This window comes from Streptomyces sp. NBC_00775 (assembly GCF_036347135.1).
Taxonomy (GTDB): Bacteria; Actinomycetota; Actinomycetes; order Streptomycetales; family Streptomycetaceae; genus Streptomyces; species Streptomyces lutosisoli.
On the sequence record NZ_CP108938.1, the window covers coordinates 53,791 to 79,566 of the forward strand.

At 68.6% G+C, this 25,776-nt stretch carries 28 protein-coding genes and 1 pseudogene; 6 read left to right on the forward strand and 23 right to left on the reverse strand.

Annotated elements, in window-relative coordinates:
• Nucleotides 1-3: 3 nt before the first annotated feature.
• The 3 genes from OIC96_RS00185 to OIC96_RS00195 all read left to right on the forward strand — a co-directional run bounded on the left by OIC96_RS00185 (nt 4) and on the right by OIC96_RS00195 (nt 5,596).
• Nucleotides 4-4,164, forward strand: coding sequence for an nSTAND1 domain-containing NTPase (locus tag OIC96_RS00185; protein ID WP_330309914.1), 4,161 nt, complete (start codon nt 4-6; stop codon nt 4,162-4,164).
• 156 nt (nt 4,165-4,320) lie between these two features.
• Nucleotides 4,321-5,193, forward strand: a complete 873-nt coding sequence (locus OIC96_RS00190; RefSeq protein WP_330309913.1) for an IS5 family transposase — start codon at nt 4,321-4,323, stop codon at nt 5,191-5,193.
• The gene (locus OIC96_RS00195; protein ID WP_330309869.1) at nt 5,186-5,596 is read left to right on the forward strand and encodes a hypothetical protein; all 411 of its coding nucleotides are present in this window, start codon (nt 5,186-5,188) and stop codon (nt 5,594-5,596) included. Before OIC96_RS00190 ends, OIC96_RS00195 begins: the two co-directional genes overlap by 8 nt.
• Here the strand turns inward: OIC96_RS00195 and OIC96_RS00200 are convergent.
• The 14 genes and pseudogenes from OIC96_RS00200 to OIC96_RS00260 form a co-directional block, all read right to left on the reverse strand.
• On the reverse strand, nt 5,559-6,722 hold the full coding sequence (locus OIC96_RS00200; RefSeq protein ID WP_330309912.1) for an NB-ARC domain-containing protein: 1,164 nt from the start codon (nt 6,720-6,722) through the stop codon (nt 5,559-5,561). The two genes, OIC96_RS00195 and OIC96_RS00200, sit on opposite strands and share 38 nt — an antisense overlap.
• 62 nt (nt 6,723-6,784) lie before the next feature.
• The gene (locus tag OIC96_RS00205; RefSeq protein ID WP_330309911.1) at nt 6,785-7,120 is read right to left on the reverse strand and encodes a hypothetical protein; all 336 of its coding nucleotides are present in this window, start codon (nt 7,118-7,120) and stop codon (nt 6,785-6,787) included.
• A 128-nt stretch (nt 7,121-7,248) separates the two neighbouring features.
• Complete coding sequence (locus OIC96_RS00210; protein ID WP_330309910.1) at nt 7,249-7,386, reverse strand: hypothetical protein; 138 nt, start codon at nt 7,384-7,386, stop codon at nt 7,249-7,251.
• 521 nt (nt 7,387-7,907) lie between these two features.
• Nucleotides 7,908-8,612, reverse strand: coding sequence for a hypothetical protein (locus tag OIC96_RS00215; protein WP_330309909.1), 705 nt, complete (start codon nt 8,610-8,612; stop codon nt 7,908-7,910).
• Nucleotides 8,613-9,372: 760 nt separating this feature from the next.
• Nucleotides 9,373-9,672, reverse strand: coding sequence for a DUF6087 family protein (locus OIC96_RS00220; RefSeq protein WP_330309908.1), 300 nt, complete (start codon nt 9,670-9,672; stop codon nt 9,373-9,375).
• Between the two features lie 126 nt (nt 9,673-9,798).
• A complete protein-coding gene (tgmC, locus tag OIC96_RS00225; protein WP_330309907.1) occupies nt 9,799-10,917 on the reverse strand; it encodes an ATP-grasp peptide maturase system methyltransferase in 1,119 nt (372 codons plus the stop codon).
• A complete protein-coding gene (gene tgmB / locus OIC96_RS00230) occupies nt 10,914-11,861 on the reverse strand; it encodes an ATP-grasp ribosomal peptide maturase (RefSeq protein WP_330309906.1) in 948 nt (315 codons plus the stop codon). Before tgmB ends, tgmC begins: the two co-directional genes overlap by 4 nt.
• A complete protein-coding gene (gene tgmA / locus OIC96_RS00235; protein ID WP_330309905.1) occupies nt 11,858-12,070 on the reverse strand; it encodes a putative ATP-grasp-modified RiPP in 213 nt (70 codons plus the stop codon). Before tgmA ends, tgmB begins: the two co-directional genes overlap by 4 nt.
• A 322-nt stretch (nt 12,071-12,392) precedes the next feature.
• The gene (locus OIC96_RS00240; RefSeq protein WP_330309904.1) at nt 12,393-12,581 is read right to left on the reverse strand and encodes a hypothetical protein; all 189 of its coding nucleotides are present in this window, start codon (nt 12,579-12,581) and stop codon (nt 12,393-12,395) included.
• Nucleotides 12,518-12,847 (reverse strand): annotated as a pseudogene (locus OIC96_RS49700) (DUF6415 family natural product biosynthesis protein); the annotation flags it as partial. The pseudogene OIC96_RS49700 and the gene OIC96_RS00240, both read right to left, overlap by 64 nt.
• A 108-nt stretch (nt 12,848-12,955) precedes the next feature.
• A complete protein-coding gene (locus OIC96_RS00245) occupies nt 12,956-13,615 on the reverse strand; it encodes a hypothetical protein (protein WP_330309903.1) in 660 nt (219 codons plus the stop codon).
• Nucleotides 13,616-13,695: 80 nt separating this feature from the next.
• Nucleotides 13,696-14,133 carry a DUF6415 family natural product biosynthesis protein gene (locus tag OIC96_RS00250; RefSeq protein ID WP_330462112.1) on the reverse strand — a complete coding sequence of 146 codons (438 nt, stop codon included), beginning with the start codon at nt 14,131-14,133 and terminating at the stop codon, nt 13,696-13,698.
• Nucleotides 14,130-14,741: a hypothetical protein gene (locus OIC96_RS00255; protein ID WP_330462113.1), complete on the reverse strand. Its 612-nt coding sequence runs from the start codon at nt 14,739-14,741 to the stop codon at nt 14,130-14,132. The genes OIC96_RS00250 and OIC96_RS00255 overlap by 4 nt, the downstream gene beginning before the upstream one ends.
• Nucleotides 14,738-14,953: a hypothetical protein gene (locus tag OIC96_RS00260; protein ID WP_330309901.1), complete on the reverse strand. Its 216-nt coding sequence runs from the start codon at nt 14,951-14,953 to the stop codon at nt 14,738-14,740. Before OIC96_RS00260 ends, OIC96_RS00255 begins: the two co-directional genes overlap by 4 nt.
• Before the next feature lie 178 nt (nt 14,954-15,131).
• Here OIC96_RS00260 and OIC96_RS00265 point away from each other — a divergent pair, with 178 nt between their 5' ends.
• A complete protein-coding gene (locus tag OIC96_RS00265; protein ID WP_330309900.1) occupies nt 15,132-16,412 on the forward strand; it encodes a hypothetical protein in 1,281 nt (426 codons plus the stop codon).
• On the forward strand, nt 16,409-16,963 hold the full coding sequence (locus OIC96_RS00270; protein WP_330309899.1) for a GNAT family N-acetyltransferase: 555 nt from the start codon (nt 16,409-16,411) through the stop codon (nt 16,961-16,963). Before OIC96_RS00265 ends, OIC96_RS00270 begins: the two co-directional genes overlap by 4 nt.
• Before the next feature lie 13 nt (nt 16,964-16,976).
• Here the strand turns inward: OIC96_RS00270 and OIC96_RS00275 are convergent, their stop codons facing one another.
• The 7 genes from OIC96_RS00275 to OIC96_RS00305 form a co-directional block, all read right to left on the reverse strand.
• A complete protein-coding gene (locus OIC96_RS00275; protein ID WP_330309898.1) occupies nt 16,977-17,810 on the reverse strand; it encodes a hypothetical protein in 834 nt (277 codons plus the stop codon).
• A complete protein-coding gene (locus OIC96_RS00280) occupies nt 17,810-18,142 on the reverse strand; it encodes a hypothetical protein (RefSeq protein WP_330309897.1) in 333 nt (110 codons plus the stop codon). Before OIC96_RS00280 ends, OIC96_RS00275 begins: the two co-directional genes overlap by 1 nt.
• A 79-nt stretch (nt 18,143-18,221) precedes the next feature.
• A complete protein-coding gene (locus tag OIC96_RS00285) occupies nt 18,222-18,518 on the reverse strand; it encodes a hypothetical protein (RefSeq protein ID WP_330309896.1) in 297 nt (98 codons plus the stop codon).
• Between the two features lies 1 nt (nt 18,519).
• Nucleotides 18,520-19,551, reverse strand: coding sequence for a major capsid protein (locus OIC96_RS00290; RefSeq protein ID WP_330462162.1), 1,032 nt, complete (start codon nt 19,549-19,551; stop codon nt 18,520-18,522).
• Between the two features lie 33 nt (nt 19,552-19,584).
• Nucleotides 19,585-19,995, reverse strand: a complete 411-nt coding sequence (locus tag OIC96_RS00295) for a head decoration protein (RefSeq protein ID WP_330309895.1) — start codon at nt 19,993-19,995, stop codon at nt 19,585-19,587.
• Nucleotides 19,996-20,118: 123 nt separating this feature from the next.
• Nucleotides 20,119-20,868, reverse strand: a complete 750-nt coding sequence (locus OIC96_RS00300; protein WP_330309894.1) for a hypothetical protein — start codon at nt 20,866-20,868, stop codon at nt 20,119-20,121.
• A gap of 118 nt (nt 20,869-20,986) precedes the next feature.
• On the reverse strand, nt 20,987-21,355 hold the full coding sequence (locus OIC96_RS00305) for a hypothetical protein (protein WP_330309893.1): 369 nt from the start codon (nt 21,353-21,355) through the stop codon (nt 20,987-20,989).
• A 370-nt stretch (nt 21,356-21,725) separates the two neighbouring features.
• Here OIC96_RS00305 and OIC96_RS00310 point away from each other — a divergent pair, with 370 nt between their 5' ends.
• Entirely contained in the window at nt 21,726-22,874 is a 1,149-nt protein-coding gene (locus OIC96_RS00310) for a hypothetical protein (RefSeq protein ID WP_330309892.1), read from the forward strand.
• Nucleotides 22,875-23,345: 471 nt separating this feature from the next.
• Here OIC96_RS00310 and OIC96_RS00315 read toward each other — a convergent pair whose 3' ends face one another.
• Together OIC96_RS00315 and OIC96_RS00320 are read right to left on the reverse strand one after the other, a co-directional pair.
• Complete coding sequence (locus tag OIC96_RS00315) at nt 23,346-23,966, reverse strand: hypothetical protein (RefSeq protein WP_330309891.1); 621 nt, start codon at nt 23,964-23,966, stop codon at nt 23,346-23,348.
• Nucleotides 23,967-24,231: 265 nt separating this feature from the next.
• Nucleotides 24,232-25,749: a glycoside hydrolase family 43 protein gene (locus tag OIC96_RS00320; protein ID WP_330309890.1), complete on the reverse strand. Its 1,518-nt coding sequence runs from the start codon at nt 25,747-25,749 to the stop codon at nt 24,232-24,234.
• Nucleotides 25,750-25,776: the final 27 nt, after the last annotated feature.

Sequence of the window (25,776 nt, forward strand, 5' to 3'; positions counted from 1 at the left end):
CCCATGAACGGCGCGCAAGAGAGTTCGTACGACGGCATGACGTCGGATCTGCCCGCTGCCGTGGCCAAGGTCCTCGGGCCGGACGGCAGAGCGGCCGGTGCCGGGTTTCTGGTGGCCGAGGGCGTGCTGGTCACCTGTGCGCACGTCGTCCAGGCCGCGGGGGGCGGGCCCGGGCAGCAGGTGCGGCTGGCGTTCCCTCACGTGGAGGGTGCAGACGGGCTGGAGGGGCTCGTTGTGGACCGGCTCTGGCGTGTCCCCGAGGACGAGGACGTCGCCGTCGTCCGACTGAGCAGAACGCTGCCCGGCATGCGGACGCTGCCGCTGGGCTCGGCCAAGGGGTGCCGGGGTCACGACGTGCGTTCGTTCGGGTTTCCCGCCCAGGCCCCGTCGGACGGACACTACGGCTTCGGTAAGGCGGGGGAACTGCTGCCGGCCTCCGCGAGGAGAGGCGCGCATCTGCAGCTGACCGACGCCAATGACCTCACGACTGGGTTCAGTGGCGGGCCGGTGCTGGATGAGGTGACTGGCCTGGTCCTCGGCATGCTCACCGAGATCACCGCCCCGGACGCATACGAGCGGGGACAGGGGGTTGCCTACGTCACTCCGACGCAGGTCCTGCGGCAGATCATCCCAGAACTGGCCGAGAAGGAGGTATGCCCCTACCTGGGACTGGAGCCGTTCACCGCCGACCACGCACAATGGTTCCACGGCCGGAAGGACGCAGTACGGCAGGTTGTGACCAACCTGGCCCTGCAGCGACGGCTGACTCTGCTGCTCGGGCCATCCGGATCGGGCAAATCGTCCCTGATTCAGGCCGGGGTGCTTCGTGCCCTGGCGGAGGGGGAGCTGCCGGGCAGCGACCTGTGGCTGCCCGTCCTCGTGCGGCCCAGGCAGGATCTGCTCGCCGAGGTCGGGCGCGCCGGACTCCCCGGGGCCGCCGCCGACGGGATCGCCGCGGCAGCCACCCGCAGACTGGCGACCGAGCCTGCATATCAGCGCATCTTGCTGGTCATCGATCAGTTTGAAGAACTCTTCATCCAGACGACCAACAGTCGATTGCAGCTCCGCATGGCCGCCGCCGACCAAATCACCGCAGCGACCGAATCGGACGCCAAGCTCAGCGTGATCCTGGTCATGCGCGACGACTTCTATCCCCAACTGGCCGCCCTGGCACCCAAGCTGCTGGACTTGGCAATGCCCGGGCTGCTGAACGTACCCGGCACCCTGAGCCAGCACGACCTGCACGACATCATCACCCTGCCCTCCCGCGACGTGGGACTTCGTTTCCAGCCAGGACTACCCGAACAGATCATCACCGACGTCCTGGCCAGCGCCCCGGAGGCGGCCGTGACCCGTCAGGCCTCCGTCACCGCGCTGCCCCTGCTGGAGCTGACGCTCCGCCAGTTGTGGCGCCGACGGAAGGACGGCTTCCTCACTCACGAGGCTTACCGGCGCATCGGAGCGGTCAGCGGCAGCATTACCACCTGGTGCGACAGCGCGCTGACTGAACTTGCTCCCGATCACCGGCCCATCGCCCGGCGGGTTTTGATCTCACTTGTGCACCCGGCCGACCCCAGCCGCAACGTCCCCCCCGTACGTGCGCAGGTCCCCATCAACGACCTGCGCGACCTGGCCACCGACCCCGGTCACACACCTGGCGGCGCCAAAGCCGTCGACGACGTCATCGCCGCCCTCACACACCATCGCATCATCACCACTCAAACCCTCCGCACGTCCGAGGACGTCGATGAGCCTGGCGGGCGGCCGGCGGCTGAACTGATCCATGAGGCTCTTATCCGTGACTGGGGCGCACTGCGCGCCTGGGTCGACCAGGACCACCGGTTCCAGGACTGGCTCAACCGCACCCGCGACCGGCAGGCCCGCTGGGCTGCGGAAAAGAACCCGGGAGACCTGCTCGGCGGAACAGCACTCGCGGAAGGCCTTGACTGGTCACGGCAGCGTCGAGTACCGGGCGACGTCGCAGCGTTCCTCTCAGCCAGCAAGCAACGCCAGCAGGCCGTCACTCGGCGCACCAGACGCATCAACTCGGTCCTTGCGTCCCTCCTGGTCATCGCACTCATCGCCGCAGCGGGCGTCCTCTGGCAATGGCGGACGGCAGTCGACGAACGACAGGCCGCCCTGCACCGCCTGTCCCAACAGCTTGCCGCCCAGTCCACTGGGCTGATCAGTACAAACCCGGAGCTCGCTTCGCTGCTGGCCATTCAGGCTTACCGCACGAGCCCCACTTCCGAAGCCATCTCAGTCCTGCAAACTGCCGCGGCGCTCCCGCCGAATCGGCCCTTGAGCAGCGACTACTCGGTGGATTCGGTCGCATTCAGTCCGGACGGCCGTATCCTCGGCACCGTCAGTGACACGGTGCGGCTGCGGAATGTGGTTACCGGCAAGCCCGTCATCAGTCTGATGGGAGACCCGAGTGGGATTCTTTCGGTGGCGTTCAACCGCGATGGGACGGTGGCTACCGGCGGTTGGGACAACATCGCACGCGTGTGGGATGGCCACACTGGCGAGATCCGTAGAAACCTGAAAGGGCATACCGGGGCAGTGAATTCGGTGGCGTTCAGTCCTGATGGCCACACGCTCGCCACCGGCAGCGCCGACCACACAGTGCGGCTTTGGGATGTTGTAACTGGCAGGCTCATCAGGATCCTGAGGGGCCACACGGGCGAGGTGTACTCGGTGGCGTTCAGCCGCGACGGACACACCCTCGCCACCGGCAGCGCCGACTCCACGGCGCGGCTGTGGAATGTAGGCACTGGCAAGCCCATCGGCACCCTGATCGGGCACTTCGGCCCGGTGTATTCGGTGGCCTTCAGTCCTGATAAGCGCACCCTCGCCACCGGCAGCGCCGACAAGACAGTGAGGCTCTGGGGTGTCGCCAGCGGTACGACCCGCACAGCCCTGATCGGGCACACGGGCGTGGTGTACTCGGTGGCGTTCAGTCCTGATGGCCACACGCTTGCCACCGGCAGCGCCGACCTCACAGTGCGGCTTTGGGATGTCGCCAGCGGTACGACCCGCACCACCCTGGCCGGGCACACAGGCGAGGTGTACTCGGTGGCGTTCAGTCCTGATGGGCGCGCTTTCGCCTCGGGCAGTGCCGACATGACAGCGAAGCTCTGGGACCTGGGCGCTGTAGCGACCCGCACCATTTTGTCCGGGCATACCGACGCTGTGGATGCCGTGGCGTTCAGTCCCGACGGCCGCACCCTCGCCACCGGCAGCGCCGACCTCACAGTGCGGCTTTCGGATGTCGCCACCGGTGCGACCCGCGTCACACTGGCCGGGCACACGGACAGGGTGGATGCGGTGGCGTTCAGTCCCGATGGGCGTTCGCTTGCCACGGGCAGCGCTGACAAGACAGTTCGGCTGTGGGATGTCAGCACGGGCAAAACCCGTAGCGTCCTCACCGGCCACACCGACGCCGTGGATGCGGTGGCGTTCAGTCCCGATGGGCGTTCGCTTGCCACGGGCAGCGCTGACAAGACAGTTCGGCTGTGGGATGTCAGCACGGGCAAAACCCGTAGCGTCCTCACCGGCCACACCGACGCCGTGGATGCGGTGGCGTTCAGTCCTGACGGCCGCACCCTCGCTACGGGCAGCGCCGACCAGACAGCGAAGCTCTGGGATCTGGGCACTGGCAGACTTAACACCACTGCCCTGACGGGGCACACTGGCGCAGTGGATTCGGTGGCGTTCAGTGCCGACGGCCGCGCGCTCGCCACCGCCAGCGTTGACCACACGGTGCGATTGTGGGACGTGGGCACTGGCAAGCTCCACACAGTCCTGATCGGGCATACCGGCGCTGTGGATGCGGTGGCCTTCAGTCCCAACGGCCGCACCCTCGCCTCCGCCAGCGCAGACTTCACGGTGCGGCTATGGGATCCGGGCACTGGTGTGCCCCGCACCGTCTTGTCCGGTCATACCGGCACTGTGGATGCGGTGGCCTTCAGTCCCTACGGCAGCACCCTCGCCTCCGCCAGCACTGACAAGACCGTGCGGTTGTGGAATGTAGTCCTCTCCACACCCACGGGTGCGATCCAAAAGATTTGCCGCACCGTCCGCCGTGACCTCACCACTCAGGAGCGAAACATATATCTGCCAGGCCGATCAGTGACGCCCTCATGTCCAACCCAGCACCACTAGCGGTGGTTTGTTGACGGCGGACCGTGGCGGTAGTAGGCCGGAGGTGAGAGTTTCAACTCGCCTTTGTGGAGCTTGAGTGGGCGTTCTGTGAGTCGTCGGAGTCGTTGTCCGGTTTGAGGACTTGCGGTTGGTCGGGTGCGCGGTCTGCTGATGGGTATGGGCGGGCGTCAGCCGTACCCGAGTGATCTGTCGGATGAGGCGTGGGAGCTGATCCGGCCGGTCATCACGTCCTGGAAGGGGCAGCACCGCTCGGTCAGCGGGCATGAGGGCCGCTACGAGATGCGGGAGATCCTCAACGCGATCCTGTATCAGGCCCGGGTCGGCTGCCAGTGGCGTTACCTGCCGCACGACTTCCCGCCGTACACCGCCGTGTACTACTACTTCGGCAAGTGGCGCGATGACGGCACCGATCAGGCTATCCACGACCTGCTGCGCTGGCAGGTCCGCGAGTTGAGGGGCCGGCACGAGGACCCGTCCGCGATCGTGATGGACGCCCAGACGGTGCACGCCTCGGTCAATGCACCCAAGGAGACGACCGGGCTGGATCCGGGCAAGAGGAGCCGGGGCCGCAAGCGGGGCATCGCCACCGATGTGCTCGGCCTGCTCATCGCCGTGATCGTGGTCGCCGCGAGCGTCCACGACAACGCGATCGGAATCACGCTGCTGGACAAGGTGGCCGCGGCAAACCCGTCGGTGACCAAGGGCTGGGTGGATGCTGGGTTCAAGAACGCCGTCGTCGAGCACGGCCGGTCGCTGGGCATCGACGTCGAGGTGGTCTCGCGTGATCCGCAGACGAAGGGGTTCGCGCCAATACCGAAACGGTGGGTGGTCGAGCAGACTTTTGGCACCCTGATCCATCGCCGCCTGGCCCGCGACTACGAAGCACTGCCTGCCAGCGCGGTCTCGATGATCTACTGGTCGATGACCGACGTGATGGCTCGCCGGATCACCGGCACGACCACCCCGACCTGGCGTGATCCGCTGCCGGCCGGGGCCAGGGCCCCCACCGGCGAGTCCGTCCATGCGTGAACTGCCGGCCAAGATCGAGGCACGGCAGGCCGCCGCGCGAGAAGAGGCTGACCGCTTGCGGGATCAGCTCGCCCGGCTCGGTGAGCAACTCGCCGCCGTGGAATGCCGGTTGGAGCGGCTGGGCATCACCCGCCAGACCGTCCTGGAGATCGTCGAGGACAGCGACCCCGGCGGCCCCGAGCCACTGCCGTCCGCCTACCGGCAGATTCTCGCCCTGTTCGAGGACGACGAGCAGGGCCTGCGGGCCAAGGCCGTCTGCGAAGCCCTGGGCTCCGGCACCGAGAACCGCCACGTCGAGGGCGCCCGGGCCAAGCTCAAACGCCTCGTCAACCGCGGCATCCTCACCGAACCCGAGCCCGGCCTATTCACCCTGCCCCGACCGGCAGCGTCCCCGCCAACGTAGTCCCGCCCGAAGGCTCACAGAACGCCCACTCAGGGATGCCGTTGGCATCGAGCAGGGCGGCCAGGTGGAGCATGGGGCGAGCCAGGCCGGCCGGGCGCAGGGTGTCGGCTCGGTCGATAGACAGCGACCAGGCGGCGGCCAGGGGCAACGCCTGCTCGTCGGGGAGGGCATCGGGGGCGGTGTCGGCGAGGGCGGCAGTGCGGTCGGCCAGCAGATCACGGTAGTCGGCCACGGTCTCGCCGGTGTCGATGAGGTAGGCGGAGGCCTGTGCGAGGGCCAGGGGCAGATGTCCGAGATCATCTGCCAGAGCGGTGAGCTCGTCGGCGGATTCGTCGCGGCCGGTCAAGGAGGTGGTGAGGTAGGTGAGGGCTTCTTCCTGGGTGAACAGGCCGACCTCGATGGTGTGGCGGCCGGGGCCGACGAGGGCGGCATCCCGGCGTCGGGTGGTGACCAGGGTGCGGCCGTGAGGACTGACCGGTGGCCACAGGCCACGCAGATCGGCGGGGTCGGCGACATCGTCCAGGACGATCAGCCACCGGCACGGCTCCGCTTCCGCCTTGGGGGTGAGCCAGGCCAGGAAGGAGCTGGCGGCTTGCTCGGGGTCGCCTGGATCGGCCCGGCACAGCTCAACGCCGGCCTGAGCGTAGCCGGTCACGATTGGAGAACGGGCGCTCGCGGTGATCCACACAAGGACGTCCAGGCCGTCTGCTGTGCTGGTGTCGTTCCAGGCGGCGCGGGCGTAGTCGGCGGCCAACTGGGTCTTTCCGACACCGCCCATGCCGGTCAGCAGCTGGGTCAGCACGGCGGTGCCGCCGTGCTGGACCGTGGTGCGCAGCCGGTCCGCCTCGGCGCGCTGCTGGAAGGATCGTGCCGCGGACGGGATGACACCGACTTGGTGCGGCCAGGGAGCCGGTTCCTGGGAAGCGCGCTGCTGCAGGGCCAGGGTGCCGATGGACAGGTGGCCGGTGTTGGCGATTGCGCTGTTGGCGGCGGTCGCATTCCCGGTGCCGGAAAGGTGGGCCGGGGCATGGGGAGCGTTGCTTGTTCCCGGGGCGGGGCCGCGATAGCCGGTTATGGCCGTGCTGTCGTCAGTGGCCTGGGCGTTGCCGGTGTCCGTCACGGTCACTGATGGCTCAGGCGCCTCGTCTCGCGCCTTGTGTGATGACGGTTTCGCCATGGGAGCGTGTCCTAGTTGGAGTAGTCGATGCCGGAGACGGAGTTCTTGCCGCTGGCCTCTCCCGTCCGCTTGGCTGTGGCCGAGCCGCGCCCCCGGCCGCCGGGCCGCCTGATGCCGGTGACGCCGCCACGGCTGGCCTTGCCGGTTCGAGTGGCCCTGTCTGTCGGGCTGGTAGAGGACGGGTGCTGGAACAGGGCCCAGACCAGGGCCGCGATGGCGACGGCGGCCTGGATGGAGGCGCCGGCCAGCTGTCCGGCACCGGGGCTGCCCAGCAGCCAGATCAGCGGCGTGGAGAGGATTCCCACCACCGCCAGCACGATGACCGCGATCTTCCGTCCCTGGGTCATGTCGGCCTTCCCCCTTCGCTGCTGACGGGCCCGCCAGACCAGCTGACGGCCCGAAGATTCGTACCATCAGGTCACGAAATCCTGTGACTTAAGAAACGCGCCCTGCGCCGCCGTGGTTCCTGGGCTCCTCACACGCGATGAGTGGCGTCGGCGGCGGTGTGCAGCGGCCGGCGGCCGAGCTCGTCGAGTTGGGCCGAGTTCACATCACTCTCGACGGGCGAGAGGCAGTGGGACGACGACGCCAGAGGGCTTGGCGAGTTGGTCACGGAGGGCGGCGTTCTCGGCGAGGAGGGTGGTCCACGGCCGCCAGACTCCGCTTCGCCGATGCGCGTTGCGTCGACTCCCAGCGAGTGGCGCAGCGGCTACAACACTTGGCGATCGCCAAAGGCGAACATGTCGGCGCCACAAGGGAGATTCCCATCACCATGCCAGAGTGGGCGGCTCTCGCCGGATCAACGGAGCCCACTGCGCAGAAGGCAGTGCGGAGACTACTCCCCGAGGTGGGTGCCGTCTCCACGAGTGACCACACGATCAGCATCGAAGACCACGACCTCTTGCACAGCGTCGCCGCCACTGCATGAGGGCGGCGACAACCTTCTGTGGCACACGCTCAAAGTTCACTGGCACAGGACAGAAGGAAGCCCCACCCTCCCGTACGGGGGCCAGTGTCCCCTCTCTGCCGATCTGGTCCTTGTCTCAGTTGATCGGTTCCGATTCGCTCGTGGTCTCAGACGATCTGGTCCGCAAGATCGTCTGAGACGAACTGTCATGGGGGGACCGGCAGAAGTCACCGAAGATTGTTCCCTGCGAGGAACCGATGGGCTGCCCGCAGGCCTGCCTCGTCCCTAGCCCACAGCCCCCACTTGGCCTGCCTCTCCTGCTGAAACAGTTCCGCGAACGTCCGCCACAGGTGTACTCGAAACCCATCGGACTCCCACCACCACTCCGTGTTCCCGGAACCTTCTCGGATCAAAGACAGCCGTGAAGCCGCTTCCCTGACCCCTGCGGTGGACTGCCCTACCTTCGGCTCCACCACTGGGATCCAGCTCTCGCACTCCCAGTACAGTGCGTCCGCCTCGATCAGCGCGTCGGCCTCCGCGAACACGGCCACGTCTACGGCGAAGCGGTACACCACCGCGCCGTCGCTCCGCAGCATCACGGAGTAGGGGTGCGCCACCTCGTGGTCGATGAACTCCGTCAGCGGCCCGTGGTCCACGCTTTCCGCGTAGTACGGCCACGGCTCGAAACGAATCTCCTCCTGGAACGACCAGGCCGAGGTGGGATAGACCAGCCCGCCGTAGCGGTCTTGGGCCTGCCGGAGCCTGGCGAGCGTCATCGTGGTGTCCACCTCGGGAAACGGCGCGAGCCGGGCGATGACCTCGGTGTCGTCCGGGTTGTCCTGCGCGGGGAAAGGAACGGTGCGGGCCCGTGTAGTGAGGAAGCGCCGCCCCCTGTCCGTCAGCCGTCCCGATGCGTTGAGGATGTGCCGCATCAGGCCATCATCTCCCCGCCCTTGAGGTCATCCATTTGAGCGACTTCACTCCTCTGCGGGGCACGGGGCTCCACGGCCGTTCCACGCTCGCAGTACAGAGGCGGAACGCGGTTGTTCGAAACCGTGGAGCCGGACCAGATCAACACAGAGACAACATCCGGCATCCCCGGCAAGGACCACATCAGCTGAGATTCCCGGCACCCCCGATGTCTCAACTGAACTGGTCGCTGCACGTCAGGGGTCCAACTCGGAACCAGATCAATTAAGACGGGACAGCCAGGGAGGGTGGGGCAGCTTCAGCGGCCGTCAGCCCGCGTCCACGCGCTCCACGAGGTGCTGGAGCCGGTCGTCCAGCAGCTTCTCCGCATCCGGGCTGATCGTGGCCAAGGCCACCATGGCAGTCACGATGACGTCGCTCAACTCCTTCTCAACGTCCGCCCACGTGTGGAGGCACCCTTCCTCGGGTTGGCACCGAGCGCCCCGTGCAGGGCCTCGGTGACCTCCCCGTACCTCCCTGATCTTGAGCACCCGCAGCAGCCGGACGTCCCCCGCCGCGGCCGGGGCCGCCTCATCCGTCCAGCCACTGTCGCAGCTGCCCCGCACGGCTCCACGCTTCTTCCATGCGCTCCTCCTCGTCGTACAGGGTCGGAACAGCGCCGGCACCAGGTAGCCGGGAATGGCCGCGCGGCTCACAGCGTTGTCACCCACCCGCCGCGCGACAGCGTGGTCTCGCCATCAGGGGTGATGGTGGCCTTCGCTATCAGCGCGGTGCTTGGGGCTTCCGGTGCCTGCCCTTGCCGGCGCCGAGCGGGTTCGTCACGGGGCCTGGTGTCGCAACCACTTGCGCCTCGGGGTACAGGATCCGCTTCGCCTCTTCCAGGTTCTGGACGAGCGTGTGGGGCTCCCAAGCGTGCCCGTTCCACCTTTCGATCGCGCGCGGTGCATCCGGATTCAGGTGCGAGCCGCTGGGCCCCTCACCCGAGACGATGGGAACGGCGCGGAGTCGGCCGACCTTCGCGTCACGGCGCTCCGCCCACTCCGACAGCGGTTCGTCGTCCATCCTGCTGTTCCTTACGTCGGCTCAGGCTGCCCTCGACGAGGGTAGCGGCGGCGACCCAGGTCAGAGAAGGCTGAAGGCCACAGCCATCCGCAACTGGGGATGCGGACGACCGGGGCCGGTCTGGGCCTACCAGCGGATGGTCTGGCCGTCCGGTGTGACGCTGACGGTGAACTCCTCCAGTGCCGGTGTACCGGCAGCGTGCCAACGGCCGAGCTGCTCCTCGACAGCGTCCCAGAGTGCATCCGGGCCGTCTTGACGTACGACCCACCGGCCGCCGTGCTCGTAGAGGGCGGCCCAGGAGCCAGACTCGACGTCGATCAACACGTCCTCAGTGCGTCCGTCTCGTTCCATCGTGAGTCGCTGTGCGCGCGGAGCGGCGAGCTGGACGACGAATCGGGTCGTCCAGCCGGTCAGCACACCGGCCCCGATGACGGCCTTGCGCTCCTTGCCCTGGCTCAGGTCGGGGAGGAGACCGAGGGCCGGAGGCATGTGCGGGCGCGCGAGCATGAAGCTGACCTGGCCGCCCAGCAGCGGCCCGGACGCCGTGCCGTCGTCGTGGACTGTGAGCCGCGCAAGCTCCGACGAGTCGAGCCAGCCGCCGATGGTCGTCAGGATCAGACCGCCCGGCCGGGTCTGCTCGATCCACGCGGTCGGTACCGTTCGTACCCCGCAGGTTGCGATGACCCTGTCGTACGGTGCCGATTCGGCGTAGCCGAGGAGACCGTCTCCGGTGACGATCACGGGGAACTTGTCCTGTCGGGCGAGGGCTGTCCGTGCCCGCGAGGCCACGACGTCGTCGTACTCGATCGACGTGACCCGCTCCTCGCCCAGCCGCGCGCACAGCAAGGCAGTCGAGTAGCCGGTGCCGGTCCCGATCTCCAGCACCTGCGACTCTGGCTCAACGCGGAGATCCTCCAGCATCCGAAGGACGAGGGAGGGCAGCGTGCTGGAACTGGTCGGCGCCCGCATGATCTGACCGCGGATGTCGGTCGGCAGGATGGTGCCGGCGATCTGGGTGACCAGCGACTCGTCCTGGTAGCAGGCGTCGAGCCAGCCGGCGTCGCTTTCCAGGACGGATGTCCACGCGCCGGGTGCGGACCCCTCCACGCGGCGGAAGAACCCGTCCCGCAGGAACTCGTGCCGGGGGACAGTCTCGGCCGCACGTTTCCACGGCTCCGTGCGCAGGCTGCCGTTTGCCGTGAGCGTGCCAAGGAGCTGCTTGCGGAGTTGTGCTTGGTCGGTCACGTCTTCCTCTCCAACAGGTCTGCCAGGGCTGCGCACATCGGCAGCCCCGTCTCTGGTTCCAGCCAGTACCACTGTCCGGAGGGGTTGCACTCCAGGAACCGCCATTGCCCGTCTTCGTCGATGCAGAAGTCGAAAGCGCCGAAGACGAGACCGAAGTGGCGCATGTAGTGATGGAGTGCCGGCTCGATCCTCGGCGGCGGCTCCACGGGCGTGTAGCGCAGCCTGCTGTAGTCGGTCCGCCAGTCCAGCAGGTCGGAGTCGATGCGGACGCAGAACGTCTTGGAGCCGATGACGGTCACGCGCACATCGGCGACCTTGCGGATGCGCTGCTGGAACAGGTGCGCCGTGCCGGCCACGCTCTCGTCGATGTCCTCGGCCCCTACCTCGGCGACCTTCACGACGGAGGAGACGCCGTCGATCAGGTACACGGGGTTCCACAGTGGCTTGTAGATAACCGAGTCGTGCCGCTTGACGAAAGCCCTGGCGGCATCGGGGTTCGAGGTGATGAGCGTGGGCGGTACCTGGAAGCCTGCGTCCACCGCCGCGGCGAGGCCCGCCGGCTTGAACTCTGCATCCCCGATGCGGTGCGGATGGTTGACATACAGGCAGCCGGGAAGTGAAGCCAGCACTCCCCCGAGTCCGTATCTGGCCTGGGTGACGGCGAACCGTGCGTCCTGCTCGCTCAGGTGCGGGAAGGCGAACCCCGTCGGCCGGCGGTAGTACAGGGCGCGCACCTGCGCCAGGTCAGCGGTGCGGGAGGGCGTGAGGAGGCGGCCCTGGATGCCCTGCGGGGTGATCTCTGCCTCCACCGACAGTGATGCGGGGAAGTCCCCCGAGTCGAGCCGCACGACCGGGATGTCCCGGCCGTGCAGCTCGCGAATCACCACGTCGGCGGTGGGGTCGTGCAGGCTGGTGACGACCAACACCGGACGCGGATCACTCATTGGTCGCTGTCGCTCCCCTGGTCGGTGTCCGTGTTGCCCTGGCCCTGCCCGTCGGGGCTGGTGCCCGTGGACGGGGTGGTGCCGGTGCTCGTGCCGTGGCCCGGCATCTCCATGACCTGGCCGGCGGCGTCGCAGAAGACCGTGGTCTGGGTGGCCGGGTCCAGCTCGACGCTGGCGTACGCGGGGGCCATCGTGGGGTAGGGCGCCATACGGCTCACCCCCCACGGGGTCGGGGTGACAGTTCCCTGCGGGACTGCGGCACTGGTGGGCAGACGGTCGGAGTGGACGAACATACCTCTCCCTGGTGTCAGTTGTGGATGTGCGTCGATCGGTAGAGCGGGTGCCGGGGCCCAGTGAGGGACGTGACCCCGGCACCGTGTCCGCCCGCGCCGAAGGCCGTTTCTCGTACGGGCGGAGCTTGTTACCTGTCCGATGGCCACGGCCGACATCATCCAGGCCACCGGACAGGGTCTATGCGGAACAGCTTCAGCTCGCGCGTCAGCTCGTTCACGTCGACGATGCGGAAGGAGCTCAGACAGCAGCTGGCTGCCGCTGCCTGAAGTACGCGTTCGCCTGCCGCTTGAGGCGGTCGAGGCAGCCCTCGCACACCATGAACGGGGCGTGCTGGCCGTCCCACTGCACCGGGCCGAGCCAGATCACCGGCACTCCGGTGCGCTCGCACCCGAGCCAGCAGTCACCGATGACCCATTGCGCCTGCATGGGACGACTCCTCCTTCGTGGTTGTCCCGGTGCTCGTACAAGGTGAGGAGCGCCCGGGACAGCGTCGCCAGCTCGAAGAGGTCGCCGGCCGACGACGCCCCGAGGACGGGAATCGCGAGGACGCCACGCGCCCGAGTGATGACGTGCCGGGCGGCGCTCCGATTGAACGGGCCGGCCATGCCGGGCACCAGCCGCTCGACCGGAGGCACCAGCAGCCACATGTGCCCGCGCAGGAGCCCGGCGAAATGCGCCCGCTGCTCCTCGTCCGCAAGGCGCGGGGGGCCCCATCCGCGGGTCTCCGAGAACCGCCTCGTACGTACGGCGTATCCGGGCGACGTCGATACGCGCTGGCGCGGCCGGCGGCCTGAGCGGAGTCATCGGCGCACCGCCGCTCGGGCCGCCGGGGTCTCGATGCCCACCTCGGCCGGGTCGAGGACCGTGCACTTCGAGAGGGACGCCGCCAACTGGCCGCCGACCACCCACTTCGCGCGCCAGTTGCCCATAAGGAACACGTCCTTCTCCCCTTCCAGCATCCCGAGGCCGGGCGGGCCGGTGTAGTACCGCTGCCCGTAGACGCCGTCGAGGATGACGTCACCGATCCGCACCGGCACGGCCCCCCGGCGCCGCAGGTGCGGGCACAGGCGGGCAGCCAGCGGCGCACACGGCAGGCACACCGGAGGGTGCACGGTCATATGCCCGTTGGGCCATTTCGCGCCCTCGGCCCGATCGTCCTCCAGCAGCCACAGCCAGCCCTGCTCGTTGCGGTCCGCTGGCCCCCCGCACACCTGGCAGAGGAACTTGCGCATGGCGCGCCGCTGCCGGGGGCCGTGCACCTGCTTCCAGAGTGGTTCCCCGGCCCTCGGCTTGAGCCCCCACAACTGCCACAGCACCCCGTCCGAGCTGCGGCCCGGCGTCGGGCCCGCGTAGGCGACGCCCTCGCCCATCGCGATGAGAGACGGCTGCTGCACCGTCTCACCGCTCCAAGCGGCGATGTACGGGACGGGACGTCCCTTGTACTTGAGCGGTTCGGACATGTCTCTTCTCGCGGTCAGGGAAGGGAGTTGGAAGGCGCCGACCGTGCGCGACAGGGGACACACGCGCGGCCGGCGCCGGTCTATGTGCTGGCGGCCGGCTCCTTGAGACACTGGATCGCGACCAGGCGTTCGAGTAACTCGTTGACGGACCAGGCCATCCGGCGCAGGTGCCCAACGGCCTGCCCGTGGTCACTCGGCATGTCCTCGGAGCGCACCTGGCGGGCTCGGCGTATCAGCTGCTCAGCCTGCCCGTCCTCCTGGTCAGCCTCGGCGGCAACAGCGATACCGACGAGCTGCATCAGGTGGCGGCGAAGCCGTTGGCCGAGTTCTTCGAGACGCTCCTCGGGCGGTACGACGTCGTCCAGCACGACGCCGACGTCGTCGAGGAGGGCATCGCCGTCAAAGGGCTGCCACCGGCGGATCTTCGATAGCACGTCCTCCAACGCCTCCCGGCCCAGGGGCGGCTCACACGTCTCCACAGGGCCGGGCCAGCACGGAATGGTGGCCGCGCCCGTCACGGCCGCTCTCCTAACCGAGGGCGGCAGCTCATGTGATCACCTGCGGTGCGCTCGGGATCTCGCCCAGCCTCGCCGCCTCGTCCACGCGCGCGGAGCACCTGGAACAGGTGCTGCGGGTCGGTAAGGTGGCCGGTACCGTCCGGGAGCGTCACCCAGTACGGGCCCGGAGGGGAGATCAAGTCCAGGCGCGGCACGCCGACGTGGTGGATGTACGGGCGGGTACCGCCCAGGCACTCCACCCCCGCCGGGGCGAGGGTGCGCGGCCACTCCCGGTCAGTGCCGGGCGGCACCAAGACGTACAGGTGCGGCCGGTAGGGGTCGCAGAACACCGGCCCGGTCACCCGCAGTTCGTCAAGCCGGCGGTGCAGCTGGTCCGGGTCGGCGTCGCGGTCCAGGTCCGCGCCCAGGGGCGCGTACGGCAGGCGTACGGCGTCCCACACGATGCCCGCGGTCAACAGGGCGACGCCCTGCTCCGTCCACTCCATGCCCGCCGCCTCGCGGGAGGTGGCCGCCTGGGACAGCCACGCCTCGGCCACGGCTCTGCGTTCCCGGTCCTCCCCGCGAAGAACGGGCATCGGGACCAGCCGGGCCGGGCTCCCGGGCTTCACCGCGCCACCCCTTCGGGCGCGGCCGGTGTCGCCGCCACCTGGGAGAAGAACGCCTGGTGCTCACCGAGCCAGCTCTCCAGCGCCGCAGCGTCGGTGCACGCAGTGATGACAATGCCCTTTGCCCGGCCGCTGATGACGGCGGTCTGGGCCGCAGGCCAGCCGTGGCGGTCCTCAAGCGGAGTGGTGGCCGGCGTGGTGTCGATCGTGTTCACGGTCCTGTTCCCCTCGTCTGCTGCGTGGTCGCCCCGTCCACTACTGGGGCGGCCCTCACCAGACAACCGCTGGGACAGCGAGGGGCCCAGGCAATTCCGGGAACAATCGAGGCGCCAACGACCGGTAATTTTTACCTTCGCGGTGACGTGACGCCCGTCACGCCGCTACCGTCTGCACATGACGGGGAACGTCTTACTCGCGGCCCGCATGCGGGCAGCCGAACTGGGCCAGCAGGAACTCGCCGACCGCCTCAACAAGCACATCGAGCAGTTCACCGGACGCGCCGGAACCCTCATGGACCGGCACATCCGCAACTACCTCACCGGTAAAACCCAGTGGCCGCAGGCGCGACAACGCCGCGCCCTGGAAGAAGAATTCGGCTGCCCGATAGAGGAACTCGGGTTCACCAGACCCCCAAGCCGGACAGCCACCGCCCGACCAGAAACCCCGGAGGACCCCGTGCGGCGACGCACCTTCGCCGGCTCCGCTCTCGGCCTCGCAGCCGCAGCCGCCATGCCTCCTGCACCCACTCACAGCGTGCTGCGCGTCGGCATGAACGACGCCGACCGTCTCGAACACGCATTCCAGCAGCTGATCGCCTCCGACAACGAACACGGCGCCGCTCTCGACATCCAGACGCGTGCCCTCGCGTTCGCCCACCACGCCATGGAACTCCAACAGGTCGGCTCAGCCAGCCAGCGCGTCCGCGCCCGCCTCTACTACCTGGCGGCCGCGTTCACCGGCACCGCCCTGTGGGCCGCCATTGACACCAGACAGCCCGACCTCGCCCAACGCCACCTCGACCGGGCAATGACGCTGGCCAGCCTGTCGGGCAGCGAGGAGATCCGGCTACGGCTGCTCGGGCACGCCACCCTCCTCGCCAGCCAGCAGGACCATCCCCACGACGCGGTGGCCGCAGCGCACGCCGGCCGCGCCTCCTCCACGTGCCGCCGCGACCCCCTGTTCCGTTCCCTGGCCTCAGCCCGCCTCGCCGGGGTCCTGGCAGCACAAAAGGACCATCGCGGTGTGGAACGAGCCCTCGACAGCGCCCGCGACGCCCTCGCCAAAGCGGACCCGCACACCCAACGGCCCGCCTGGGTCGGCTTCTACGACCACGCCGAACTCGAAGGACTGTCCGCCCTCGCACGCACCAAGCTCGGCCAACACGAGCAGGCAGAGGCGCACTTCCACCGCACTCTGGCCCAACTACGGCCCGAGTACCGCCGTAACCGCACCTACTACCGCACCCAACTGGCCCTTTCGCAGATCAGGCAACGCGACGTAGAGCACGCCTATGCCACAGCGAGCTCTGTACTGACCCGCGACAACGATGATTCACTGACCGGGCGATCAGGACGCCTGCTGGACGAGTTCACCCAGGCTCTGGCGGCCATCGCCCCAGGCAGCCGCTATGCAGCCGACTGGGCCGACCAGCACGCGAACGCCAGGAGGGCATGACCATGGCCGTCGAGGTCAAGCACTACGCCGCCGAACAGCTCCCCGAGATCCGGCACATCATCCTCGACATTCATGCTGAAGTCCGCCACGGCGACTTCAAGTTGAACAACGACTTCAACAGCGTGGAACGGTTCGACGAGCGCCTCACCCGCTACTCCTCCCGCCCCGGCTACACCGCAGCGATCGGCTGGGAAGGCGACGAGCCAGTCGGCTTCGCATTCGGCATCACGCTCGGCCCGGACAGCACATGGTGGCGCTCGATGACCACGCCACTGCCCGACGACTACACCACCGAGGACGGAAAACGCACCGTCGCCCTCAACGAGATCGTCGTCCGCAAGCCCTGGCGCGGGCGTGGCGTGGCCTGGCAGATCCACGAAGAATGGCTGGCCCGCCGCACCGAGCAGCGCGTCACCCTCCTCGTGAACCCTGCCGCGGGCAACGGGTCCGTGCAGGCCGTCTACGAAGCGTGGGGTTATCGGGCCGTCGGCCAACAGCAGCCGTTCCCCGACAGCCCCGTCTACGCGTCCATGACCCGCGAACTGGCCTGAACCATCCGGACGTTCACGCATCGACAGCGGCGCTTAGCGCGCCAGCGTCCGGGCGCGGCCCAAAGGCTCGCAGATATCGCGGATGCGACATCGGCCACGCCGCCGCATCCTCCACCGAGCAGAGCGTGTCTGTGGCCTTGTCGGGGTCCTGGTGGCTGGTCCAACCGCACCCGGCACCGTCGAACACCTTCATGAACCGCACGCCCGCCTCACGGGCCCGGTTGAGGGTGCCCGCGTTGTAGGCGACTGCGGACTTGGCGAGCGTCACTGACTCCGCCCACGCCTGCACCGGTACCCATTGCCCGTTGCGGTAGACGACGGTCGTCAGCTGGTGCTCGGCGGCCAGCTGGTCCGCCAACGCCTTCGCGGCCTGCAGGGCAGTGGTGTCGCCCGAGGCGAGGAGAGGCACCTCACGGCGTGCGGCCTCCCGTACGGCCCGGTAGAACGCGCCAGCCATGCGCTGCTCTGCCCCGGAGCTGCGCAGGAAGTCGGCGTAGGAGTCAAAGGCCAGCGACTGCAGGGCCTCGGTGTGGATGAGCGTCCACGAGAAGTGCCCGCCGACCGCCTCAGCTGCGGCCAGGGCGCCCTCCGCATACAGGTGGGGCAGCTGCCGGGCCACGAACGCACGGGCTTCGGTGTCGACGCGCCGCTGGAAGTCGACGATGGCGGCCTGGAATTGGGCGAGGCGGACGGCGACCATCCGGGAGCGGGCGTTGTCACCGATCGCGGCGATGACGGCGGCCTGTTCGGCGGCGAGGCGCTGCCAGGCGTCCTCCAGCACCGCGGCGACCCGTGCCGCGACGGTGGCCGCATCCCCGGGCGTCAGCGGCGGGAACTCGTACGCCACTACCGCCGCCAGTGGTGGTACCGGCGGTGAGCAGGCTCAAGCGGGGCAATGAGCAGGGTGTCCCCGCCGGTCGGGTCGTCGGGCGCGGTCGCCTCCTGCACGGAGGCGATCTGCCGTTCCAGGCCGGTGAGGTTGTTGGACTGGTCGAGGGCGGCGACGCCGTTGACGGTCAGCTGCAGCGGCTCGGCCAGCAGCTTGGCGCGCCGCTCGGACAGCACTTCCAGGGCGACGGCCCTCGCGCTGCCCAGCCGGTCGTAGCGGGTCTGCAGGTCGCTCTGGTCGGTGGCGGGGCCGAGCTGCGCCAGGAGCCAGGCCAGGACGGCGGAGTCCACAGGCGGGGTCCTTCCGGGTAGCGGCTCGGCCGGGCACCCCCGCGCGTGGAACAGGGGTGCCGGGCCGGGCCTGGCTGGGTTACTTCTCGTCCGCCTGCTTGCGGACCCGGGTCCGGGGCTTCGCCTCAAGCTCAGGCTCGGGCGTGGGCTCCGGGGTCGGGTCGGGAGTCGGGTCGGGGCTGGCGCCGCCGGCGGGCGGCTCACCCTCCCCGCCGTCGTCCTGGCCCTCGTCGTCGTCCTCGCCGGGCTCCCACGCGGCCGGGTTGGTGATGGCCTCGGCCAGGTCCTCGTCCGGCTCGTCGCCGGGCTGCAGGATCAGCTGCTCGTTCGTCTTGGGGTGCCGCACGTGCACCGCTACCGCCAGTCGCCGCGCCATGTCACAGCACCTTCGCAGTGACGTGGCAGTCCGGGGCGTAGAGGACGGGCATGGCCACGGCCGCGCCCTTGGTCCAGATCTGCACCGGGTCGTCCTTGCCGCCACGGGTGACGATCAGGCCGGGCGCGTCCTCGCGGGTGATCTGCGGGTTGGAGCCCCGCGACAGCACCAGCGACTCAGCAGTGGTGCCGTAGAGGGTCTGTCCCCACTTCGACCGGTCCGGGGGCAGCATCACCCACCGGTCGTCAGGCGGGCACTTCGTGGACACGCCGTCCACGCGGACCTGCGCCCGGTACAGGGTGATCGGCGGAAGACCGTAGTTGTCGCGAACCACGTTGATCTGCTGCGGCGTCAGCGACGCGGTCGGCGTCGTCGACGGGTTCACCGACCCGTAGTAGGCGGCCCGGTAGGCGTTGTTGCCCGCCAGGTAGGAGTACACGCGCCGCGAGGTGACGACCTGCTCGGGCATGGGCGCGCTGATGCCGTCGAGGTAGGAGATCCAGCCCAGCTCGTCCGCGATCGCATCCGCGGTCGCGTCGGACCACAGCTTCGGCGCAGTCGGCATGTTCGCCGCAGGGACACCGAAGTCGACGTCAAGGGTCAGCCCGTTCTCCGCCGCCAGGCTGAACTTGCCGTCGGTGAGGACGTCGCCGGCGGCCAGCTCCAGACGGGAGTTGATGGCCTCGACGTGCCGCTCCACGTCGTCGTACAGCAGCTGCTCCAGGCGGGACGCGTCCTGGCCGCGGGAGGCCTCCTGCAGCAGCAGCTCGACCTCGCCGACCATGAGCTTCTGGCCCAGCGCGGGCAACATGCCCTGCGTGGACGTCTGCCACGCCTGCCGGTCCGCGAACGGCACCGAGGCGTCGAAGCTGCGGTACTTCGCGGCGTTGACGTAGCGGCCGGTGTTCTTGATCCGCCACATGACGTCCTGGATGGACACCTTCGCGAACACGGTCTGTGTGAGCAGGAAGTCGGCCGGGGTGGGGATGTAGCGGGCGAACGTGGTCAGGTCCGCCGTCTTGACATCCCTGATGAGGTCTCCTGAACAGTCATCGACAGAGCTCCCTTACACGAACCGGATCTGGCAGGAGGCGGACGGAGCAACCGCGGCAACGGCGATCGGCAGCTTCGCCGTCTTCACCGAGCCGTGCCACAGCAGCGCCGCCGGGACCTTCGTCTGCGCCGGCGCGAGCAGCACCTCGGCGAACACGAACCCGGCGAGGGTCTGGCGGCCGTCGGAGGCGCCCGTCGCGTACAGGCCGTACAGGCCAGAAGCGGTGATCTTGCCGACGGAGATGCCGGACAGGAACCGGCTGTAGGGGATGCTCGTGTCCGGGGACGGCACGTAGTGGGTGCCGGACACGAACGTGGACATGTCGAGGGTGATGGAGTCGACCTCGCTGGTGCCGTGGAGGCTGGCAAGCCAGGAACGGTCGGCTGTCAGGTTCAGGGTGGTGGTGACCGGCTGAACGGTCATGAGTCCTCCCGTGGACGATCAGACGAGCGGGGGGCGGTTCGTCCGCTCACCGGCCGGTGGCGTCGTCCACGAGAAGGGGGGCGTGGTCCCCACAGGTCCGGCCTTAACCCGCCGGTGGGAAGTTCAACTGCCCGTCACAAAGCCGCGCTGGCGGGCCATGTCGGCGCCGTGCTGGCCAGGCTTGGGCATGGTGGCGCCGCGCGGCGGCGGCCCGCCCGCGGGGGAGCCCCCGGGTGCTGCGGGTGGCACCGGGGTAGTAGTGGCGGCGAACAGCTCGGGCCTGCGCGCCTTCAGGGCGGTAGCGGCCTCGGCGATGGTGTCCTCATCGGCGTCGTCCTCGACGGCCAGGAGCCGTTCGGCGTCCTTCAGATCGTCGCCGGTCGCACCAAGCGCCACCAGCGCGGAACGCCGTACCGCAGCCCGCTCAGGGACAACGGCCTGCGCCTCACGCCGCTGCGCGGCGGTGGTGGCCTCAGCGGCGACCTGCTCGCGGCGTTCGATCTCGGACAGCTGCGCGACCTGCGCCTCACGCTGCTGCTGCACGAACGACGTCAGGTCGTCGGTCTTGGTGAAGCCCAGCTGCTCAACGAGCTTGCGGACCGCGGCACGTTCGCCCTGCTGCTTCTCGCGGGCCAACAGCCGGTTCAGCGCCCCCTGGTCCGGCACCTGCGCCGGCGGCACGGCCGGGTCGGTGCTGGGGGCGGGCGGCCGCTGCTGGTTGGAGGGGTCGGTGGGATCCGCGCCCAGAATGGGGAAGATGGGTCGGCCGTCACGCCAGTAGCCGACGGGCGTACGGGGGTGGGGCAGCAGCCTGTCCATGCGGGTCCAGTCCTCCAGCAACAGCGCCCCCGCGCCGTCGATCAGTGTAGCCACAGCCCCCTTAGCTCGAGATCTATCCCCACCGTTCGCACACGTCTCTCTACCGCACCGGCTGGGCCTTTTCACCCGATTCGGTCCTGTGTAGGCGGTCGCGAGTTCCCGGCCGTCTGAGCTACTTCCTGCCGCACTCCGACTGCGGCACCACCGTCTTGTTCTCCCCGAATGGGGAGTCACCAAGCCCGAGTCCCGACCAGTACACCCCCACCGACGCCTGCGGGGTGCCGGTCGCGGCTGTGACGAACACCTGTGACACATACCGCTGCCCAGAGGCGGTTTTCCCCTCCACCTTCAGCACACGTCCACCGTCCATCGTGTCGGTGTTCTCCACCACGGCCGAGTCGATGATGTGCGGTGCGGCCCCTGGCTTGAGGCAGAACTCGGCGGCCTGCTTCCAGGTGTCTTCGCATGTCTTGGTCTGATAGGCGTTCGCGCAGAAAGCGTGGGCACTCTCCCCCGGCGCGGCAGCCATCAGGCGGTCCATGACGGCGACTGCCTGCTTCTGAGTGACGGGCGGCGCACTCGCGTGGGCCGTTGCGCCGGAGGAGCCGCCGCATCCTGTGGCGAGGGCTGCGACGAGGGCAGTGAGGCCGACCATTCGTGTGGGGCGCATGTCGGGTGTATCCGCTCCGCTAGGGGGGTGGTGTGGGCGCACTGATGATGCCCCAGCACGGGGGCCTACGTGCAGGTGGCGACTGGTTTTGAGGGAAATCTGAGGTCTTACGTCCGTCATGCTCCGACATGTCTGACAGCAACCTCAAAGGCAGCTCAGAGTTCGTGAGGGAAACGTGCGGATCATGGTCCTGACGTGCAGACTCCGCGATGACCACAGCACAGCAAATGGGGGAGGATCCATGAGTCTGCGCATGCGCAGATGGAAAACGGGCGTCATGGCGGCCACAGTGGCTGCCCTCGCGGGGAGCGTACTCGTCTACCAGCCCGCAGCGGCTGACGAAGCCGCTCCCGTTGACAGCGTTAGCGTGACCGCGTCCAATGCGGACAACATCACCGGCACGGCGGCAGGTACGGCGGAACTCCAGGAGTTCGCCGACCATATGAAGGATGCGACCGAGGGCTCCCCGTCCAACGCCGCAGCGACGGCCGCGCCCAAGAGCATCGTCCCGGCTGCCTATCGGACGCCAACTGGGGAACATATTGCGGTCCCCACCATGGGGCGGCTCACCTCCAGCTACCGCGTCCTCAAGGTCGACATGGAGAAGGTGCAAGCGAGCATCGCGCCCGGTGCCCCCTGCGCGAACGCCGAGGGCGACACCGCCATCGAGGATGTGCTCGTTGTGCCGCCCGGCGCGACCAACATCCGGTACGAGACGACCGACAGCCTGGAGAGTGGCGCCCCCGGCTCCGACGGACAGCCGGACCGCTGTGACGTGAGCGTCGTCTGGGACGAAGCCGACACTGGCAACGCCAACGACGATCTCGCCGCCCCCGCCGCTACCCGCCCCTACGATTTCAAGTACGCGGGCGACTGCTTCGGCCGAAAAAACAACAACGTCACATTGAGCGGCAGGACGATCCGCATCAGTTGGAACGACGGCTGCTACGCGGACAACGTCGTGCGCTACGACGGCAACAGCGCGTGGAACTACTACACCGTCAAGAGCATAAGCACCTGCGCGAACGACCACGCGAGCGTGCTGACCTCCTGTGGCCACGGCATCAAGCAGAACAAGGCGAAGGAAGCCGGCAACCCCCAGTGGCAGGATTGGGCACCCAACTCCGACTCCACGGGCGACTGCCGCACGAAGAGCATCAGCGTGTCAGCGGGCCCCATCTCGATCGGCGGCGACTACCTGCACTGCGATACACAGAAGATCTACAAGTACACCGAAGCGGGCAAGATGTCGTCCTACTGGAAAGGCAAGCGCGACGGCACCCGGGGGACCGAGCACCAGATCTCGGTGAAAATGCCGCAGGTGGCCGGACGCCCTCACTGGACCCACTGGCTCAACTCTGACGCCTGCATCGCCTGCTACCAGCCCTAGTACTCCAACCGGCCTTCATGGATCTGCCCTGATCAACGGCCTGGCGGAGAGAGGTGCAGCGGGTGCCCGATAGTCGCGGGACGGTCTTTTACGGGCCGTCCCACGAACGTGTGCCCGCGCCACCTGCAGGGACAGCGGCAGGAGGTGTGTCAATTGAGACACTCCTTTCGCCAGTGAGGGCGGCACTGATGCACTGATCCTGAGTCCTGCGCGGCCCGCTGCGCAGGACTCAAGGCGTGTCAACGCAGCTGTACGGTGCCAGTAGGGCACCAGACTCCACCACGCCAACTCAGCCAGAAGAACGCTCTGACTTCCTCAATCCGTTGAGAACCCAACCTGTCCGAACAGCACACATAGGTCCCCGCACGGCACACAGATCCGTGCAGGGGGCGCCGGTCAGTGGGGGCCGGGCCCGGTCTCGCCGATCTACCCGGTCGCGCCAAGGGCCTACAGCCGTGTCAACGGCTGCGGCTACGCCGAGGGTGGGCTGGTCTGCGGCCCGTCCGGCGGGGTCTGACCCGGCTGCACGAGGGGCGCGACATGCACCTGGTCGGCCTCGGGGAGGCCCAGGTATTCGCGTACGGCCGTGTTATCGCCGGTCGCGTCGGCGAGCCGGGCGGCCTGGTCGAAGGCCCGCTTCTGTATGCGTTCGATCTCCTCGGCGACGTCCTCGATCGGGTATCCGGCGCCCTGCAGCATCCGCACCGCGGTCTCCAGGGAGAACACGCCTGCCGCGTAGCCGGCCGTGCCGTCGTTGAGGACGGTGGTGCGGTCGGTGGGAGTGTGCGCACCCCACACCAGGCGTGCGGGCAGCGACTCGCCGGCGGGCCACACGTGCCCGGCCTGGTGCAGGCGCTGCACCATGCGCAGCAGCAGCTGGTACTTGTGGTCGCGGGCCAGGCGCATTGCGCCGACGAGGGAGTCCAGCGGGCCAAGGGCGAGCTGCAGCGCGTACCCGGATGGCACCTTGGCCGCGTCGAGGGTGCCCAATCCGGCGGTGGTCAGGCGGGTGTTGGAGGCTAGTCGGTCCAGCAGGTGGTCGATGCGCCGGCGCAGTTCAGCAAGCTGCGCGCAGGTGTCGAGGGTGTCCATGCGCCCGGAGTCGGACAGCTGTGAAGTGACCCCAGCCCCACTCCCCCGACACGCCAAGACCCCGACCACCTGGCAGAGACCGGACGAGGACTGCTCATCGTGGACGCCCTGACCAGCCAATGGGGCTACTCCGAACCCGACCCGAGCGGAAAAACCGTCTGGGCCCGCATCGCCATACCCAGCTCCTGAGCTTGGAGTTTCCCCCAGCGGCGGCCCGGAAGTGCTCCGCCCGGAGCGGTGCAACACCGGCCTGGTGCGGGCTGCGTCAGCGTTCGACCGGCTCGTACTCGAACCAGTCGATGTGGACGGAGCCGGCACCCGCGAACATTCCGATCACCCGGCCGGTGAAGCCTCCGGCGACTTCCGTGGAGAGATACTTCCCGTCCAGAGTGGCGAGTTCCACGAAGGTACCGTCCGGCTCCTCGATGCCGAACGTGACGGAGTCCGGGCCGGTACGCGCATCGTTCACCGCGTGAACGGCGGTCACGTCGATGCGGAGGACCACAGGGCCGGGGGGTGCCGGACGGGACGCGACGAGGGTGCTCAACGGGCCAATGCGGGCCCGCACTTGAACCTCGCCGGACGAGGCCTCCATGTCGTAGTGATGCTGCTCGTCGAGGCGGACGGCCAGGCCGCCGCGGCCGTCCTCGACGTCGACCAGGGCTCGCACCCGGCATGAAGCGTGCTGCTGCCGACGGCCGACGAAGGTCACGTCGGTGTCGTCGAGAGACCCGCCGCGTGCCTGCAGAGTGAGCCAGCCGGGCCTCTCCTTCGTGGTACATGCCTCCGGCGGTCGGTGCCGCAGCGAGATCCAGTGCGAGGCCAGCGCAGGCAGGTCGAAGTCGTCCCGGGCCAGCACCGCGGCCTGCGGCTGCAGCGGCCAGTTCGGGGCCGGCATCGAGGTCGAGAGTTCGCCGACGACCGGCCAGCCCTCGGCCCAGTCGACCGGCACCAGAAATGTCTCGCGCCCCAGTACGTGCCACCCCGGGGTACCACCGCCCGGCCGCACGCCGAGCAGCACCATCCACCACGAACCGTCGGGCGCCTGAACGAGGTCCGCGTGTCCGGTGTTCTGGATGGGGTGGTCGGTGCCCCGGTGGGTCAGCACCGGGTTGGACGGGCACGGCTCGAACGGACCCGTGGGCGTGCGGCTGCGGGCGATCGAGACGCCGTGGCAGCGTTCCGTACCGCCTTCGGCGATAAGCAGATACCAGTAGTCGCCGATCTTGTAGAGGTGCGGTGCTTCAGGCGCCTTGGCACCAGGGGCACCGGACCAGAGCCGGTGCGATGAGCCGAACGTCTCCCCGGTGTGGGGATCGATGCGGATCTGTCCGACTCCGGCGGTGGTGCACCAGCAGTTGCCGTCCTCGTCCCAGGCGAGGTCCGGGTCGATGCCCTGCACTCCGGGCAGGCGGACCGGATCGGACCAGGGCCCGGCCGGATCGGTGGCCGTGAAGAGCAGATTGCCGTCCCCGCTCACATTGGTGACGATCAGCCAGAACCGGCCGTCGTGGTGGCGGAGCGTGGGTGCGTAGATACCGCCCGAGGACGGGGCGTCCAGCGGCAGGCGCAGCTGGCTCGGCCGGTCGAGCGCGTTGCCGATCTGGGCCCAGTTCACGAGGTCTCGGCTGTGGAAGATGGGCACCCCGGGGAAGTACTCGAAGCTGGAGCAGGCGAGGTAGTAGTCCTCGCCTGCCCGGCAGATGGAGGGGTCGGGGTGGAAGCCGGGGATCACCGGGTTGTTGATGGTGTTGGTCTTCTCGGGCTTGCTCGACACCCTCATCGAATCCTTACGTCGGAGATGGGTTGG

Excerpts from the sequence above, each read along its gene's own strand:
- OIC96_RS00185 (WP_330309914.1), top strand. The coding sequence starts at position 4 with ATGAACGGCGCGCAAGAGAGTTCGTACGACGGCATGACGTCGGATCTG.
- OIC96_RS00190 (WP_330309913.1), top strand. The coding sequence starts at position 4,321 with ATGGGCGGGCGTCAGCCGTACCCGAGTGATCTGTCGGATGAGGCGTGG.
- OIC96_RS00195 (WP_330309869.1), top strand. The coding sequence starts at position 5,186 with ATGCGTGAACTGCCGGCCAAGATCGAGGCACGGCAGGCCGCCGCGCGA.
- OIC96_RS00205 (WP_330309911.1), bottom strand. The coding sequence starts at position 7,120 with ATGACCCAGGGACGGAAGATCGCGGTCATCGTGCTGGCGGTGGTGGGA.
- OIC96_RS00215 (WP_330309909.1), bottom strand. The coding sequence starts at position 8,612 with ATGCGGCACATCCTCAACGCATCGGGACGGCTGACGGACAGGGGGCGG.
- OIC96_RS00220 (WP_330309908.1), bottom strand. The coding sequence starts at position 9,672 with ATGGACGACGAACCGCTGTCGGAGTGGGCGGAGCGCCGTGACGCGAAG.
- tgmB (WP_330309906.1), bottom strand. The coding sequence starts at position 11,861 with ATGAGTGATCCGCGTCCGGTGTTGGTCGTCACCAGCCTGCACGACCCC.
- tgmA (WP_330309905.1), bottom strand. The coding sequence starts at position 12,070 with ATGGCGCCCTACCCCACGATGGCCCCCGCGTACGCCAGCGTCGAGCTG.
- OIC96_RS00240 (WP_330309904.1), bottom strand. The coding sequence starts at position 12,581 with ATGCAGGCGCAATGGGTCATCGGTGACTGCTGGCTCGGGTGCGAGCGC.
- OIC96_RS00245 (WP_330309903.1), bottom strand. The coding sequence starts at position 13,615 with ATGTCCGAACCGCTCAAGTACAAGGGACGTCCCGTCCCGTACATCGCC.
- OIC96_RS00265 (WP_330309900.1), top strand. The coding sequence starts at position 15,132 with ATGACGGGGAACGTCTTACTCGCGGCCCGCATGCGGGCAGCCGAACTG.
- OIC96_RS00270 (WP_330309899.1), top strand. The coding sequence starts at position 16,409 with ATGACCATGGCCGTCGAGGTCAAGCACTACGCCGCCGAACAGCTCCCC.
- OIC96_RS00285 (WP_330309896.1), bottom strand. The coding sequence starts at position 18,518 with ATGGCGCGGCGACTGGCGGTAGCGGTGCACGTGCGGCACCCCAAGACG.
- OIC96_RS00295 (WP_330309895.1), bottom strand. The coding sequence starts at position 19,995 with ATGACCGTTCAGCCGGTCACCACCACCCTGAACCTGACAGCCGACCGT.
- OIC96_RS00305 (WP_330309893.1), bottom strand. The coding sequence starts at position 21,355 with ATGGACCGCCTGATGGCTGCCGCGCCGGGGGAGAGTGCCCACGCTTTC.
- OIC96_RS00310 (WP_330309892.1), top strand. The coding sequence starts at position 21,726 with ATGAGTCTGCGCATGCGCAGATGGAAAACGGGCGTCATGGCGGCCACA.
- OIC96_RS00315 (WP_330309891.1), bottom strand. The coding sequence starts at position 23,966 with ATGGACACCCTCGACACCTGCGCGCAGCTTGCTGAACTGCGCCGGCGC.
- OIC96_RS00320 (WP_330309890.1), bottom strand. The coding sequence starts at position 25,749 with ATGAGGGTGTCGAGCAAGCCCGAGAAGACCAACACCATCAACAACCCG.